The sequence below is a fragment of the Nocardioides panacisoli genome (assembly GCF_039537325.1).
Lineage (GTDB): Bacteria > Actinomycetota > Actinomycetes > Propionibacteriales > Nocardioidaceae > Nocardioides > Nocardioides panacisoli.
This window is the reverse complement of record NZ_BAABAH010000003.1, coordinates 12,415-26,392: the sequence shown is the minus strand read 5'-3', so window position 1 is coordinate 26,392 and position 13,978 is coordinate 12,415. Positions and strand designations below refer to the sequence as shown.

At 72.2% G+C, this 13,978-nt stretch carries 16 protein-coding genes; 7 read left to right on the top strand and 9 right to left on the bottom strand.

What is annotated here, in order from left to right; genetic code table 11:
* Positions 1 to 36: 36 nt before the first annotated feature.
* On the bottom strand, positions 37 to 627 hold the full coding sequence (locus ABD709_RS05470; protein ID WP_344773112.1) for a TetR/AcrR family transcriptional regulator: 591 nt from the start codon (positions 625 to 627) through the stop codon (positions 37 to 39).
* 81 nt (positions 628 to 708) lie between these two features.
* On the opposite strand from ABD709_RS05470, the gene ABD709_RS05465 reads away from it, so the two are divergent.
* From ABD709_RS05465 to ABD709_RS05450, 4 genes are all read left to right on the top strand, one after another.
* Positions 709 to 2,190 carry a flavin monoamine oxidase family protein gene (locus ABD709_RS05465; protein ID WP_344773108.1) on the top strand — a complete coding sequence of 494 codons (1,482 nt, stop codon included), beginning with the start codon at positions 709 to 711 and terminating at the stop codon, positions 2,188 to 2,190.
* 9 nt (positions 2,191 to 2,199) lie between these two features.
* Positions 2,200 to 2,592, top strand: coding sequence for a nuclear transport factor 2 family protein (locus tag ABD709_RS05460; protein ID WP_344773106.1), 393 nt, complete (start codon positions 2,200 to 2,202; stop codon positions 2,590 to 2,592).
* 70 nt (positions 2,593 to 2,662) lie between these two features.
* A complete protein-coding gene (locus tag ABD709_RS05455) occupies positions 2,663 to 2,872 on the top strand; it encodes a hypothetical protein (RefSeq protein WP_344773104.1) in 210 nt (69 codons plus the stop codon).
* Positions 2,873 to 2,951: 79 nt separating this feature from the next.
* The gene (locus tag ABD709_RS05450; protein WP_344773102.1) at positions 2,952 to 3,161 is read left to right on the top strand and encodes a hypothetical protein; all 210 of its coding nucleotides are present in this window, start codon (positions 2,952 to 2,954) and stop codon (positions 3,159 to 3,161) included.
* On the opposite strand, the gene ABD709_RS05445 is transcribed toward ABD709_RS05450, so the two are convergent.
* Both ABD709_RS05445 and ABD709_RS05440 read right to left on the bottom strand, forming a co-directional pair.
* Complete coding sequence (locus ABD709_RS05445) at positions 3,136 to 3,789, bottom strand: CPBP family intramembrane glutamic endopeptidase (protein WP_344773100.1); 654 nt, start codon at positions 3,787 to 3,789, stop codon at positions 3,136 to 3,138. The two genes, ABD709_RS05450 and ABD709_RS05445, sit on opposite strands and share 26 nt — an antisense overlap.
* Positions 3,786 to 4,691, bottom strand: coding sequence for an NAD(P)H-binding protein (locus tag ABD709_RS05440; RefSeq protein WP_344773098.1), 906 nt, complete (start codon positions 4,689 to 4,691; stop codon positions 3,786 to 3,788). Before ABD709_RS05440 ends, ABD709_RS05445 begins: the two co-directional genes overlap by 4 nt.
* A 26-nt stretch (positions 4,692 to 4,717) precedes the next feature.
* Here ABD709_RS05440 and ABD709_RS05435 point away from each other — a divergent pair, with 26 nt between their 5' ends.
* Entirely contained in the window at positions 4,718 to 5,599 is an 882-nt protein-coding gene (locus ABD709_RS05435; protein WP_344773096.1) for a DICT sensory domain-containing protein, read from the top strand.
* Here the strand turns inward: ABD709_RS05435 and ABD709_RS05430 are convergent.
* Positions 5,581 to 6,954: a cryptochrome/photolyase family protein gene (locus ABD709_RS05430; RefSeq protein ID WP_344773094.1), complete on the bottom strand. Its 1,374-nt coding sequence runs from the start codon at positions 6,952 to 6,954 to the stop codon at positions 5,581 to 5,583. The genes ABD709_RS05435 and ABD709_RS05430 overlap by 19 nt on opposite strands.
* 163 nt (positions 6,955 to 7,117) lie before the next feature.
* On the opposite strand from ABD709_RS05430, the gene ABD709_RS05425 reads away from it, so the two are divergent.
* Together ABD709_RS05425 and ABD709_RS05420 are read left to right on the top strand one after the other, a co-directional pair.
* A complete protein-coding gene (locus tag ABD709_RS05425) occupies positions 7,118 to 7,576 on the top strand; it encodes an SRPBCC family protein (RefSeq protein WP_344773092.1) in 459 nt (152 codons plus the stop codon).
* A 115-nt stretch (positions 7,577 to 7,691) separates the two neighbouring features.
* Positions 7,692 to 9,707, top strand: coding sequence for a choice-of-anchor D domain-containing protein (locus tag ABD709_RS05420; RefSeq protein ID WP_344773090.1), 2,016 nt, complete (start codon positions 7,692 to 7,694; stop codon positions 9,705 to 9,707).
* Between the two features lie 99 nt (positions 9,708 to 9,806).
* Here ABD709_RS05420 and ABD709_RS05415 read toward each other — a convergent pair whose 3' ends face one another.
* The 5 genes from ABD709_RS05415 to ABD709_RS05395 all read right to left on the bottom strand — a co-directional run bounded on the left by ABD709_RS05415 (position 9,807) and on the right by ABD709_RS05395 (position 13,894).
* Positions 9,807 to 10,994 (bottom strand): zinc-dependent alcohol dehydrogenase, encoded by a 1,188-nt coding sequence (locus ABD709_RS05415; protein WP_344773088.1) that lies wholly within the window; start codon positions 10,992 to 10,994, stop codon positions 9,807 to 9,809.
* A 103-nt stretch (positions 10,995 to 11,097) separates the two neighbouring features.
* The gene (locus ABD709_RS05410; RefSeq protein WP_344773086.1) at positions 11,098 to 11,847 is read right to left on the bottom strand and encodes an MOSC domain-containing protein; all 750 of its coding nucleotides are present in this window, start codon (positions 11,845 to 11,847) and stop codon (positions 11,098 to 11,100) included.
* Positions 11,848 to 11,886: 39 nt separating this feature from the next.
* The gene (locus tag ABD709_RS05405) at positions 11,887 to 13,053 is read right to left on the bottom strand and encodes an FAD-dependent monooxygenase (RefSeq protein WP_344773084.1); all 1,167 of its coding nucleotides are present in this window, start codon (positions 13,051 to 13,053) and stop codon (positions 11,887 to 11,889) included.
* A 98-nt stretch (positions 13,054 to 13,151) separates the two neighbouring features.
* Complete coding sequence (locus tag ABD709_RS05400; protein ID WP_344773082.1) at positions 13,152 to 13,487, bottom strand: YciI family protein; 336 nt, start codon at positions 13,485 to 13,487, stop codon at positions 13,152 to 13,154.
* A 5-nt stretch (positions 13,488 to 13,492) separates the two neighbouring features.
* Positions 13,493 to 13,894, bottom strand: coding sequence for a PPOX class F420-dependent oxidoreductase (locus ABD709_RS05395; RefSeq protein WP_344773080.1), 402 nt, complete (start codon positions 13,892 to 13,894; stop codon positions 13,493 to 13,495).
* Positions 13,895 to 13,978: the final 84 nt, after the last annotated feature.

Sequence of the window (13,978 nt, the reverse complement as noted above, 5' to 3'; positions counted from 1 at the left end):
GTAAAAGACCCCCGTCCCGTCCCGGGAACGGGAGGACTACCGCGAATTAGGTGAGAGGAGGGCCGCGACCTGGTCCACGATCAGGTCGATGGTGCGCTGCGCGGAGGCGTCGTCACGGCGTGCCAGCCAGTCGAGGGTCAGCCCGTCCACCACGACCGCGAGGTAGCGCCCGAGGTCCTCGAGCGGGATCGCCCCCTCGAACCCGAGGGCCTCGAAGAGCAGCACGAAGGTCGTCCCGTAGTGCTCGTACTGGTGCCGCGCGACCTCCTCCAGGCCGGGGGAGCGCAGGCAGTACCGGGTCAGCTCGTAGGTGAGCAGGTGCCGATCGGGGTTGCTCGTGACGTGGTCCCAGTACGCCGTCAGCCCCGCCCGCACCAGCTCCCGCGGCGTCGCTCCCTCCGGGAAGGACGCCTCCGCGAACTCCACCGTCGTGCCGACCAGTCGCCGGATCACGGCGTCGAGCAGCTCCTGCTTGGACGCGAAGCAGTAGTGGAAGACGCTCAGCGAGGTGCCGGCCTCGGCGACGATCGCGCGCGTCGTCGCGCCGCCGACGCCGTCGCGGGTCATCACTGCGATCGCGGCTTCCTCGAGCTGCCGGCGCCGCTCCGCCTGGGGAAGCCTGCTCATGGCGGCTGAGCATAGGCGGCGTCTTCAGGACGGATGACCTGAATTGCGTGACACGAGCGGACCTCCGCCGTTTTGCCGGGCATGGGAAACACGTTCCACCTCGGGCGCCGCGGCCTCCTCGGCGGCGCTGCCGCCCTCGGCGCCGGCGCCGTCCTGCTCGACCACACCGACGCCACCGGAGCGACCACCCGTGGTCCACTGCCCGACCGGGTGGACGTCGTGGTCGTCGGCGGCGGCATCTCCGGCCTCACCGCCGCGCGGGAGCTGCACAAGGCCGGCCACCGCGTCCTGGTGACCGAGGCCCGCGGGCGGGTCGGTGGCCGGGTGCTCAACCACCACCTGCGCTCCGGCGGCGTGGTCGAGGCGGGGGCAGCGTTCGTCGGGCCGACGCAGGACCACATCATGAAGGTGGCCGACGAGCTCGGCGTCACGACGTTCAAGGAGTACGTCGACGGCCACAACGTCTACGTCAAGAACGGCCACCGCTCGACGTACACCGGGACGGTGCCGACCGACCCGGCGATCCTGGTGGACGCGGCGCTGCTGCAGTCGCGGATCGACCAGATGGCCGCGAGCATCGACGTCACGGCACCGTGGGACCACCCGCAGGCCGCCGAGTGGGACGCGATCACCGTCAAGGACTGGGTCGCGCAGCAGACGATCAACCCGGCGGTCGACACGCTGCTCAAGTGCTACTTCCAGCCGAGCTGGGGCTCCGACGCGGGCAACGTGTCGATGCTGTTCTTCGCGTGGTTCATCGCGACCGCCGGCAACGAGGAGAACGTCGGCACCTTCGAGCGGTCCTCGGGCACCGCCGGCGGCGCCCAGGACTCCCGGTTCGTCCTGGGCTCGCAGACCGTCCCGATCCGGATGGCGCACCAGCTCGGGGACCGGGTCGCGCTGCGCGCACCCGCCCGGCGGATCGTGCAGCGCGACGGCCACGTCGTCGTGCACACCGACCGCGGCGCGGTCCGCGCCGAGCGTGCGATCGTGGCGTGCCCGCCGCCGCTCGTCCTGGGCATCGACTGGTTCCCGCACCTGCCGACGGACCGGCGGAAGCTGCTCGAGGCGATGCCGATGGGCCACCTGATGAAGGTCGACGCGGTCTACGAGACGCCGTTCTGGCGCGACGCCGGGCTGTCCGGCTCGGGGCTCGCGATGGAGGGCGCGACCCGCGCCGTCTTCGACAACACGCCGGCCGGCGGGTCCCCGGGCGTCCTGCTGGCGTTCGTCGGCGGCTCGACCCACCACCGCTACTCCCGGCTGCCGCTGGCCCAGCGCAAGCAGGCGATGCTCGACGGCTTCACGCAGATGTTCGGCGACCAGGCGCAGCACCCGATCGAGTACACCGAGCACGACTGGACCCTCGAGCCCTGGACCACCGGGTCGCCGATCGCGCTCCCCAAGCCGGGCATCATCTCCACCCGCGGGCACGCGATCCGCGAGCCCTTCGGCCGGGTGCACTGGGCCGGGACCGAGACGTCGACGTACTGGTCGGGGTTCATGGACGGTGCCGTCCGGGCGGGCGAGCGCGCGGCCGACGAGGTGGCCGCGCTGCTCTAACGTGGGCCCATGCACCCGTTCCGCAAGGCCGTGGAGGCGCGCGACCACGCCGCCATGGAGGCGCTCCTCGCCGACGACGTCGTCTTCACCAGCCCGGTCGCGTTCAAGCCCTACCCGGGCAAGGCGATCACCTCGGCGATCCTCGAGACGGTGATGGAGGTCTTCGAGGACTTCCACTACCTCCGCGAGATCGGCGACGACTCCGCCGCCGACCACGCGCTGGTGTTCGAGGCGAAGGTCGGCGGCAAGGCGATCACCGGCTGCGACTTCATCCACGTGGGGGAGGACGGTCTGATCGATGACTTCATGGTGATGGTCCGGCCGCTACGCGCCGCCCAGGCGCTGGCCGACGCGATGGGCGCGCGGTTCGACTCGATCGTGGAGCGCGCCTCCCGGGCCTGAGGCCGACTGGTCAGTCGAACAGGTGTTCGATATCATCGCGAGGTGATCGCCGAGCGTTCCGAGACCTGAGGTGGGCGGGCTCCGGCACGTCTGGGTCCGGCGCCCGTTCACGCCGACGGAGCTGCCGGGGCTGGTCCTCGACTGGCGCCAGCACCCCGACGGCTGGTTCGCGCTCGTGACGTACGTCGAAACGCGGGGGCGCGTCCTCACCGAGTGGGTTCCTGCCGACCAGCTGCGGCCGCTGGCGGTGCGTCCCGGCACCGGGTCGGCGTACGGCTGACCGATCGTCCGGTTCTGTCCCGTTCGCCGGACAGCGCCGCCGCCGCCTGCTTACCGTGCCGCGCAGGGAGGGGATGGCGATGAACTGGTTTCGTCGACTCCAGGGCCAGGAGGACCAGCAGGTCTGGTACGTCGCGACCGTGCGACGCGATGACGGGAAGGTCGTCGAGGTCCCGTTCCGCACGTCCGCGACCGGCCGCGGACCGGTCCGGCGGAAGGCGCGGATCGCGATCCGCCGTGAGGGTTACATCGACGCAACGCTGCTCAGCGTCCGGCGCAGGGACGCCTGAGGACGCGAGGCAGCACGGTCACCATGAGCAGCGACCAGGTCAGGTGGGTGACCGTCGGGGCGCGGAGACTCCCCGTCGCGCGCCGCTGCCACCCGAACAGCGCACCCATGACAGCGGCAGCCAGCACCAGCGCGGGATTGCGCGTCGTGGCCGTGACCAGCGCGTAGGTGGCGGTCGACGCCACCACCGGTCGCCGACCGGCCAGGTCGAAGACCGCGCCGCGGAAGAACACCTCCTCGCCGATCCCGTTCGCCGCGGTCGTGAGCAGCACGAGCGGCAGGCTGCCGCCGCCGGCGAGCCCGAGCGCACTGTCGACCGCTCGGCCCAGCGGCGGGATGCGGCGCGCGACCAGAGCGCCGCCGCAGAAGCCGCCGAAGGCGACGCCCGCGACGGCGACGGGAGGCACGAGCCGGCGGTCGGGCTCCCGCTGGCTCGGCTCCGCCCTCGAGAACGCTCCGGAGAGCGCTCCGCCCGCGACCCAGGTGCCCGCCGTCGCCAGGGTCAGCCCGTAGAAGCGCCGGGAGCCGGGTGCCGCCGAGAGCGAAGCGCCGAGCAGCCCGGCGCCGGCGGCCAGCGTCGCGGCCGCGATCCTGCGGCGTCGGCGATCCGGGCGGACCACGCGGTTCACCGGCCGGTCCTCTCTGCGCGCTCGGCCAGCGCCTGGCGCACCGCGTCGTCGTAGGTGGTCAGCGTGAGCGGGACGAGGTCGCGGATGGAGTCGTCCTGCACGATGACCTCGGTGCTCATGGAGTCGATCAGGGTGCGGCCGGCGGCGGTGTCGACGTCGGTGACCAGGGCCAGCCAGTACGACGACAGCCGTGGCGTCAGCAGCGGGACCGGGAGCACCGGCAGGGACCGGCCCTCGACCTGGGCCACCCGCTTGAGCATTGTCGAGTACCTGAGCACCTCCGGACCGCCGACCTCGAAGACCTTGCCGATCGCCTCGGGGTGTCCGAGCACGCCGACCAGGTAGGCGACGACGTCGTCGACCGCGATCGGCTGGGTCCGGGTGTTCACCCACCGCGGCGTGATCATCGCCGGCAGGTGCTCGACCAGCTGGCGGGTGATCTCCCACGAGAGGCCCTCGTCCCCGACGATGATGCCGGCCCGCAGGGACGTGACCGGCACGCCGCCGCTCGCGAGCAGTCCCTCGACCTCGCGCCGGCTCCGCAGGTGTGGCGAGAGGGTGTCGGAGTCCGAGCCGAGCCCCCCGAGGTAGACGATCTGCTCCACGCCCGCCTCCGCGGCCGCATCGCCGAACGTGCGCGCGGCCCGCGCGTCCCTCTCCTCGAAGTCGGCCGAGGCCAGCGAGTGCACGAGGTAGTAGGCCGATCGGCAGCCGGCCAGTGCCGTCCGGAGGCTGTCGGCGTCCAGGGCGTCGCCGTGGACCGGCTCGCCCGGTCCGTCGTACCGCTCCGGCCGCCGGGTCATCGCGCGGACGTCGTAGCCCTCCTCGACGAGGGCGCGTCCGAGCCGGCGCCCGACGAAGCCGGACGCGCCGGCGAGGAGGACCGGGCCTCGGCCGCTCACCGGCCCTCTCCTCGTACGATCCTCGGGTGACCACCGCTGCGCCGCCGACCGCCGGGGACGGCCCGAGTGCGCTGACCATCGGCGAGCTCGCCGAGCGGACCGGCGTGAGCCCGGCGGTGCTGCGCACGTGGGAGGCGCGGCACGGCTTCCCCGACCCGCGGCGCTCGCCCGGCGGGCACCGCTGGTACCGCGAGTCCGACGTCGAGCTGGTCCGCCGCGTCGCGCAGCGCCAGCGCGCCGGCGTCCGTCTCGAGGCGGCGATCCGCGAGGTCACGACGCTGGCCGGGCCGAGCCGCTCGGTCTTCGGGACGCTGCGCGCCGCGCACCCCGAGCTGAGCCCGCAGCGGCTGCGGAAGTCCACGGTGCTCGCACTGAGCCGCGCGATCGAGGACGACTACCTCGCCTCGGCCGATCTCGGTGTGCTCGCCGGCGCCTTCCAGGAGCCGCGCTTCTACCGGGCGTCGCGCTCGCGCTGGTCCGAGCTCCGCCGCCGGTCTCGGTGGGCGCTGGCGCTCGCCGGGTTCGCCGAGCCGCAGGCGCAGAGTGCCGACGAACCGGCGCTGGTGCCGCTCGCTGCCGACGCCCCGATGCTCCGCGAGTGGGCCCTCGTGGCCGAGACGCCGCGGCTGGGCGTCTGCCTCGCCGCGTGGGAGGCCCCGGGGCAGGCCGGGCTGCGTGACGAGGATCGCGAGTTCGAGGTCGTGTGGACCGTCGACCCGGAGGCCACCCGGACGGCGCTCCGCGTCTGTGTCGACGTCGGCGCCGCGTCCGGCCTGGCGACCGCGCCCCACCTGGTGGCTGACCTGGACGCCACCCCGGTCGCGCCGACGGCCGACCTGCTGCGAGCGGCCGCGCTCTTCAACCGCGCCCTGGGGTACGCCGACCGCGCTCATCGCGCCCCGCCCTGACGAGCCTCGAGGAACCGCTGCCGGCCCTCGGCCAGGTCGACGATCGGCTCGGGGTAGTCGAGGTCGGCGCGCACCTCGGGCGGGAGCTTCCACGGCTCGTGGACCTCGGGCCCCTGGACGCCGGCCAGCTCCGGCACGTAGCGCCGCACGTAGGCGCCGTGCGGGTCGAACCGCTCCGCCTGTCGCAACGGGTTGAGCACCCGGTTCGGGCGGGTGTCGGTCCCCGTGCCGGCCACCCACTGCCAGTTGAGCTGGTTGTTGGCCACGTCGCCGTCGAGGAGGTGGTGGGCGAAGTACCGCGCGCCCTCGCGCCAGTCGACGTACAGGGTCTTGGTCAGGAAGCTGGCGGTGATCAGTCGGCCGCGGTTGTGCATCCAGCCCTCGCTGACCAGCTGGCGCATCGCCGCGTCGACGATCGGGTAGCCGGTGCGGCCCTCACGCCATGCTGTGAACGCCTCCTCGTCGTCACGCCAGCGGTCGCCGTGCCCGCGGTAGTCCTCGACCGCGACCTCGGGGCGGGCCGCCAGGAGCTGGAGGTTGAAGTCGCGCCAGGCGACCTGCCGCACCAGCGCGTCCCCTCCGCGGGACCGGCCGGCCTTGGAGACGAGCTCGGTGGGGGAGACGCACCCGAAGTGGAGGTACGGCGAGAGCCGGGTCGTCCGGTCGCCGTAGAGGTCGTCGTGGTGCGCCTCGTAGCCGGGAACCGAGGCGCGCAGCCACCCGTGCATCCGCGTGCGTCCCGCGGTCTCGCCGCCCTGGGGCAGGTGCGGAGCACGATCTCCGGAGCACAGGGACTTCGCCGCCGGGATGCGACCCTTGCGGACGGTCGGCGACGGCAGCCGGCTCGGGGCGTCGAGGACGTGCCGGCGCGGCTGGTCGAGCCAGCGCCGGTGGTAGGGGGTGAAGACCGAGAAGTGGTCCTTGTCGTTCGGGGTGACGGCGCCGGGTGGGACCACGGCGATCGTCTCGTCGTGAAGGACGAGCTCGGCACCCGTGTCCGCGAGCGCCTTGCCGAGCCGACGTCGGCGGCGCTGTGCGTGGCCGCTCCAGTCCGCCGACAGGTGGACCTGCTCGGCCCCCGTCTCGGCGACGAGGGCCGCGACCTCCACGGCGGGGTCGCCGCGCCGCACCACGAGCCCGTGCGACCCGCGCGCCTTGAGCGCCTCGTCGAGGTCGTGCAGCGCGTCCACGAGGAACGTCGCGCGGTTGGGGGAGAGGAACGACGAGCCGAGCACGTCCTCGTCCAGCACGAAGAGCGGCAGCACACGGTCCGCGGCCTCTGCCGCCGCCAGGAGGGTCGGGTTGTCGTGCATCCGGAGGTCCCGCGTGAAGAGGGCGATCGCGGTGCTCGTCAACGTTGTCTCCCGGGGTCGTCGGACTTATCCCCAGAAACGTACACAGGTTGTGGAGATATTCCTCAACATCGACATTAAGAATTGCGCCGGCGGGCCGTTTGCCGGCCGATCCGCTGGGCACCGCTCGGGCCGTACCCGACGACATGAGGAGCAGGAGCCCACCATGAGCCAGATCGAGCAGTCCGTCGACGTGGATGTACCCGTGCGCACGGCCTACAACCAGTGGACGCAGTTCGAGTCGTTCCCGGAGTTCATGTCCGGCGTCGAGTCCATCACCCAGGTCGACGACACGCACACGCACTGGGTGACGAACATCGCCGGCGTGGAGCGTGAGTTCGACGCCGAGATCACCGAGCAGCACCCGGACGAGCGGATCGCGTGGCGCAGCACCAGCGGCGAGGCCGAGCACGCCGGCGTGGTGACCTTCCACCGTCTCGACACCGAGAAGACGCGGGTGATGATCCAGATCGACTGGCAGCCCACCGGCATCGCGGAGAAGGTCGGATCGGCCGTCAACGTGGACAAGCACCAGGTGAAGAAGGACGCCGCGCGGTTCAAGGAGTTCATCGAGTCGCGCGGTGGCGAGACCGGCGGCTGGCGCGGGAACGTCGACGCGGGCTGAGCATTTTCCGAACATCGCTGCGCGAGGCTGACGGGTTCGGCATGATCCGACCAACCGGCCTGGGATGGGGCCCGTCGTGCGCACGGGCACCAGGTCGCTGCTCCCGAGGTTGGTCATGCCCAGAATCCCGTTCCTCGCGCGGCTCACCGCGCTGTCCCTCGGCGTAGCCGGCCTGGCCGCGCTCGGCACGTCAGCCGCGACGGCGGTCCTGCCGTCGCAGTGCGTGACCACGGGGGACACCGTCGTCTGCACGTACACCGCACCCACGGCGCCGGCCAGCTTCACGCTGACCGTCCCCAACGCGGTGACGGACGTGCAGGTGCACGCCGTCGGCAGGCGGGGAGCGGACTCCAACGGCGCCACCGGCGGCAGCCCCGCCTACGTCGACACCACGGTGCCGGCCGCGGGCGGCGACACCTTCAGCATCGCGTTCAAGAACGACGGCGGTACGGCGACCGCCGGCGGCGGCGCCGGGGGTGGGTCCACGCAGGTCAGCGTGGGCGGCACCCGCCTGCTGGTCGCCGCCGGTGGCGGTGGAGCGGGCGGTGTCGTGGGCGCCGGCGCTGCGCTGTCCAACGGTGCCGACGCGGGCCTGACCGCGACCAACGCAGCTCCCAACACGTCCGGGGCGCACGAGGTCCGGCCCGCGCAGGGTGGCAAGGCGGCGACGCCGACGGCCGGTGGACCCGGTGGCGGCGGTGCCCAGGAGATCGCCGGGACCTGCGTCGGCGCCCAGGGGAACGGGTTCAACGCCAGCGCCGGCAACGCGAACAAGGGCGGCAACGGCGGGGCCGCGACCCAGCCCGGTCAGGTCGGCGGCGGCGGCGGTGGCGGCGGCCTGTTCGGCGGCGGCGGTGGCGGCTCCGGCGGCTACGGCACCTGCGGCCTGACGAACTCGGCCGGCGGTGGCGGCGGCTCCGACCTGGTTCCCGACGGCGGGAGCGACGGGATCGCCACGAGCGAGTCCGCGGTCGTGACCCTCACCTTCACCACCTTCGCGTCGGCCTCCTACTCCGCCTCGACGCTGGACTTCGGGTCCGTCGAGGTCGGCAAGTCGAGCGGTGAGCAGACGGTCACCGTCACCAACGACGGTTCACAGGACCTCGCCTTCGGTGCGGCGACCGTCTCCAGCCAGTTCACCAAGGGCGCCGACGGCTGCAGCGGGACCACCCTGCTGATCGGTGCGAGCTGCAGCATCGCGGTGCGGTTCACGCCCACCGTGACCGGCGTCGCGTCGGGCGCGCTGACGATCGACGACGGCACGGCGTCCAGCCCGAAGCAGATCGGGCTCACCGGCATCGCCGTCGCGCCGGCGGACCTGAAGATCCTCAACGTGGGCTCCGTCTATGCCGGCCGCGACCACCTGGTCACCCGCACGGTCAAGGCGGCAGGGGCGACGGCGACGTACAAGCTGGGCATCCTCAACGAGTCGAGCACCCCGCAGACCTACCGGCTCGCACTGACTCCCGGTTCGCCCGCGCAGGTGTGGACCACCGGCTTCCGGGCGGCGGAGCTGCCGAAGGACGCGGGCGGGGACTACGTCACGCCGTCGGTCGCCGCGCACAAGGTCCTCGCCCTCACCCTCAAGGTGACCCCTGCGCAGGTCGTCGAGCCCGCTGACGTCACGCTCCTCTCGGCGGACGGCGGCCGGATCGAGTCGGTCTCGACCGAGACGAACCTCCCGGCAGGGGCGGGCACGACCCGCTACGAGCTGTTCGCCAAGCAGGGGACGGACCCCTACATCGGTGGTCCGGTCGCCACGCCCCAGACGGCCACCGGACCCGCGCTCAACCTCAACCAGACCGCGACGTACACGCTCCGGTTGGAGAACGACGGCACGGACGCCTCGACCGTCGGGCTCAAGGTCACCGACCTCGACGGCTGCGCCGGTTCCTTCAAGCCGACGGTCAAGGTCGGTACCAAGGACATCACCGCGGCCGCGCTCGCCGGGAGCTATCGGACGCCGTCCCTCGCGCCGTCGAAGTACACGACGGTCAAGGTGTCGGTGAAGCGGATCGCGGCCGGCTGTCCCTCGATGAGGCTGATGGTCCAGTCGCTCGGCGGACTCGGGAGCCCGATCCGGACGTCGTACCTGCTCACGAACGCGGGGTACGACGCGGCCACGGACTGAGCCCGGTAGGCGAAAAGAACCGCCCCGCCCACAGCTCTCGGGTGGGCGGGGCGGCCCGAGAACCATGATCTCGGAGCAGGGGGCCGCGGGGCAGCCGTCTCAGGGACGGAAGACCACCTTGACCATGCCCTCCTCCTTCTTCTGGAAGTGCTCGTAGGCGTCCGGCGCCTCCGCGAGGGGAAGGTGGTGGGTCGCGAACGCGTCGACCCCGAACGGGTCGTCGTCGACGAGCTTCGCGAGGAGCTCGCCTGTCCACCTGCGGACGTTGGCCTGGCCCATCCGGACCTGGATCTGCTTGTCGAACAGCTGCATCATCGGCATCGGGTCGGCCATGCCGCCGTAGACGCCCGAGATCGAGATCGTGCCGCCGCGGCGGACCGCGTCGATCGCGGTGTAGAGGGCCGCCAGCCGGTCGACGCCGGCGTTCTTCATCAGCGGCTCGGCCACCTTGTCGGGGAGCAACCCGGCGAACTTCTGGATCATGCCGGCCGCCGGCGATCCGTGGGCCTCCATGCCGACGGCGTCGATGACCGCGTCGGGACCGCGGCCACCGGTCATCTCGCGGACGGCGTCACCGACGGTGCCGCTCTTCTCGACCTCGTCGAGGTCCAGGGTCTCCGCGCCGAACGCCTCGACCCGGGCCAGTCGCTCGGGCACGCGCTCGACCGAGATCACCCGGTGCCCGCACGTCAGGGCCATCCGTGCTGCCATGTCGCCGATCGGTCCCGCGCCGAGCACGAGGAGCGTGCCGTCGTCCGGGACGTCGGCGTACTGGAGACCCTGCCATGCGGTGGGCAGCACGTCGGAGAGGAACAGGTAGCGGTCGTCGGAGTGCTCCTCGGGGACCTTGACCGGCAAGAAGTCGGCGAAGGGGACGCGCAGGTACTCGGCCTGGCCGCCGGGAACCTGGCCGTAGAGCTTGCTGTAGCCGAAGAAGCTCGCACCCGTCCCGTGCTCGTGGGTCTGCGTGGTCTCGCACTGGCTGTAGAGCTGGCGGTCGCACATCCAGCACTGGCCGCAGCTCACGTTGAAGGGGACCACCACGCGGTCGCCGGCCTTGAGCTTGGTCACCGCCGAGCCCACCTCCTGGACGATGCCCATCGGCTCGTGTCCGACGATGTCGCCAGGCTCCATGAAGGGGGCGAGGGTCTCGTAGAGGTGGAGGTCGGAGCCGCACAGGCCGGTCGAGGTGACCTTGATGATCGCGTCGGTGGGATCCTCGATCCGCGGGTCGGGGACCTCCTCGACCCTCATGTCGTGAACTCCCTGCCAGGTCACTGCCTTCATGCCGGCCTGCTCTCGTCGAGTGATGTCGCTCTCGCGCTTGCCCTGGGCTGTACCCGGAGGAGCAGCGTTGATCCGGCACGGGGCCGGTCGGTCGAGAACGGGGCTAGCTCGGCCGCACCTCGTCGCCGACCGTGAGCGTGCCGGGCACGACGACGTCGGACCACACCCCGAAGCGGCCGCGGTGGTGGCGGGCGAGGGTGCGGAAGACGTCGACGTCCGCCTCGAGACCCGGCTGCGGGCGCGTGACCATCGTGCAGCGGACGCACGGCTCGGCGGGCCGCAGCTCGACCTCCCCGGCGAGCACGCGCTGACCCACCCAGTCGTCCTCCAGCCACCCGTCGCCGTCCGCGTCGACGAGCAGGTTCGGCCGGAACCGCCGGGGGCTCCAGTCGCCCTCGGGATGCAGGCCCTCGCCGGTGCGGAGTGACGCCGTGGTCAGCACCAGCAGGGGAGCGGCGTCGACGTACCTGCCCTCGGGCATCGTGAACTCGATCGCCTCGCTCGTGTCGTCGGTCGCATCGGCGAAGAACTCCGCGCGCCCCTCGTCCCCCGCGGACGACACGAGTGAGACGGGCATCGCGAGCCAGTCGGACAGGGCGGCGTCGGTCTGCCTCCCGGGCCCGCGCAGGACGCTGCCGTCGGGCAGCGTGACGACCGGCATCCCGTCGTCGTACGCCGCGGCGGCCTCGAGCAGCGGCGGGCGCCGGCGCGCCGTCAGGATCCGCCCGGTCGACTCGTCCCGGATGCCCCAGGTCCGATCCCCGGCGACCCCGTCCCGCTCGACCGTCGCGCTCGCGACAGCCTCACCCTGGAGCGACTTGACCGGGTAGCGCCACAGCCCGACGACCTTCATGGCGTCACCCTGCCGTACGCCGACCGGTCGCGCCCAGCGTCACGCGGGCTCATAGGCGGGCAGCTCGGGTCCGACCACCGCCCGCTCGATCAGCGGGCCGAGGGCCTCCATGTCGGGCTCGGGGCTCGGACCGGCGTCGGGCGCGGTCAGCATCTCCACGTGCATCCGGCCGATCTCCTGGTTGGCGTCGACGTAGTCGCGCATCCGCGCCTGGTAGCCGGCGAAGCCGACCTCCGGGTCCCAGCCGGCGGCGGCGAGCTCCCCGGCGAGGAAGTAGGCGCCGACGAGGGCGAGCCCGGTGCCTGCGCCGGACATCGGTGACGCGCTGAACGCCGCGTCCCCCAGCAGCCCGACGCGTCCGCTGTGCCACTGGTCCATGACCACCTGCGCGACCTGGTCGAGGTAGAAGTCCGGGGTGTCGTCGAGGTGCGCGAGGATCCGCGGCGTGAGCCAGCCGACGTCCCCCATGTGCTCGCGCAGGAGCCGCTTCTGGGCCTCGATGTCGCGGTGGTCGATGTCGAAGTCGGGGGCCGGGAAGGACAGCATCGCGATCGCCCGAGTGGCGTCGGGGACCGGGCGCAGGCCCGCCGAGCGTCCCGCCTCGTGGTAGTCCAGGGCCCAGCGGTCCAGGCCGAACTCGTTCGGCACGGTGTAGAAGGCCAGCACCAGTCCGAGGTGACGGATGAACTGCTCGCGTGGCCCGAACACCATCGACCGCAGCGGCGAGTGCAGCCCGTCGGCGCCGACGACGAGGTCGTAGCGGCGCCGGTCGCCACCGGCGAACACCACGTCGACCCCGTCGGCGTCCTGGGTCAGCTCGGCGATGCGGTCTCCGAAGACGTACTCGACCTTCTCGCGGGTGTCGTCGTACAGCAGCTCGGAGAGGTCACCGCGCAGGATCTCGATCTCGGAGATGTAGCCGTCGCCGTCGTCCGCCTCCGCGCTGAAGGTCTCCAGCACGGCGCCGTCGGCGTCGACGACGTGAGCGCCGGCGGTGTTGGTGCAGGACGCGCGCACCGTCGCGTCGAGGCCCATGCGACGGATGACCTCCTTGGCCACCCCGCGTGCGTCGACGGCCTGGCCGCCCGCACGGAGCCCGGGCGCCTGCTCGACGACGGTCACTTCCGCGCCCCGCCGCCGCAGCCAGTGCGCCAGCGCGGGTCCCGCGATGCTCGCTCCGGTCACCAGCACCTTGACATCGCTCATGGTCGCTCCTGTTCGTTCCGTCGAGTGCGGCTTGGCTGACCTGTCGGTCGGCCGCTTCTCATCGGTCGACGAACGAACGAGCGGGGATACGACAACCGTCACCCGGGCAGCGTGTCACCCGGGAACCCGACGCAGGGCAGCACCTCGACCGTCATCATCCCGGCCCGCACGCACGGATCGGCTGCCATGATCTCGCGCGCCTCCTCCAGGTCCCGGGCCATGATCGCGACCCCGCACAGCCCGTCGGAGAGCACCGGGCACAGGACGGCGATCGTGCCGTCGGCCCGCAGCGAGACCATGCGCCGCTGGTGCTCGCCCTCGATCGCGTCGGCACCCTCCTGGTGCCGGCCGGGCGCCCAGCTCAGCTGGACCAGGCTGTAGGGCTTCGCGGTCGCGGCCAGCTGCTGCACCTGCTCGTCGGTGACCGCGTCCACGGCGTTCACATCCCCATCCGGTGGTGGTCCACGGCGATCATGCCCACGACGCGCTCCTGCGCGCGGTCGTAAGGCCGCTGGATGTACTTCTGGGCGATCGCGTCGACGACGGCCCAGCCCTCGTCGCCGGAGAGCCAGGTGACGACACGGCCGCGCACGATGACGGGGAAGAACGGCTTGTCCTCGGGCGTGATCGACAACGCGACGCGCGGGTCGTGCCGGAGGTTGCGCGCCTTCTGGGAACCAGGCCCGGTCATGATCACGACGTGGTCCTGGTGGGTGCCCACCCAGACCGGCACCGAGTGCGGTGCGCCGTCGGGCAGGACCGTCGCCAGGTGGGCGATCGGGGTGCCGTCGAGCAGAGCGGTGAGCTCGGGATCGAGAGCGGTTGCGGTGGCTGTGTTCATGACGGGCTCCTTGGAGTTCCTTGAAGAGACTCAAAGACCGTAGCATGCAGAGTTCCCTGAGGGAACCCCATTTGTTACAGTCGT

What these genes read in the sequence shown, in the direction of transcription:
- ABD709_RS05395 (WP_344773080.1), bottom strand. Translation starts at nt 13,894, where the DNA reads ATGAACACAGCCACCGCAACCGCTCTCGATCCCGAGCTCACCGCTCTG.
- ABD709_RS05450 (WP_344773102.1), top strand. Translation starts at nt 2,952, where the DNA reads ATGAACTGGTTTCGTCGACTCCAGGGCCAGGAGGACCAGCAGGTCTGG.
- ABD709_RS05405 (WP_344773084.1), bottom strand. Translation starts at nt 13,053, where the DNA reads ATGAGCGATGTCAAGGTGCTGGTGACCGGAGCGAGCATCGCGGGACCC.
- ABD709_RS05470 (WP_344773112.1), bottom strand. Translation starts at nt 627, where the DNA reads ATGAGCAGGCTTCCCCAGGCGGAGCGGCGCCGGCAGCTCGAGGAAGCC.
- ABD709_RS05425 (WP_344773092.1), top strand. Translation starts at nt 7,118, where the DNA reads ATGAGCCAGATCGAGCAGTCCGTCGACGTGGATGTACCCGTGCGCACG.
- ABD709_RS05420 (WP_344773090.1), top strand. Translation starts at nt 7,692, where the DNA reads ATGCCCAGAATCCCGTTCCTCGCGCGGCTCACCGCGCTGTCCCTCGGC.
- ABD709_RS05415 (WP_344773088.1), bottom strand. Translation starts at nt 10,994, where the DNA reads ATGAAGGCAGTGACCTGGCAGGGAGTTCACGACATGAGGGTCGAGGAG.
- ABD709_RS05465 (WP_344773108.1), top strand. Translation starts at nt 709, where the DNA reads ATGGGAAACACGTTCCACCTCGGGCGCCGCGGCCTCCTCGGCGGCGCT.
- ABD709_RS05410 (WP_344773086.1), bottom strand. Translation starts at nt 11,847, where the DNA reads ATGAAGGTCGTCGGGCTGTGGCGCTACCCGGTCAAGTCGCTCCAGGGT.
- ABD709_RS05460 (WP_344773106.1), top strand. Translation starts at nt 2,200, where the DNA reads ATGCACCCGTTCCGCAAGGCCGTGGAGGCGCGCGACCACGCCGCCATG.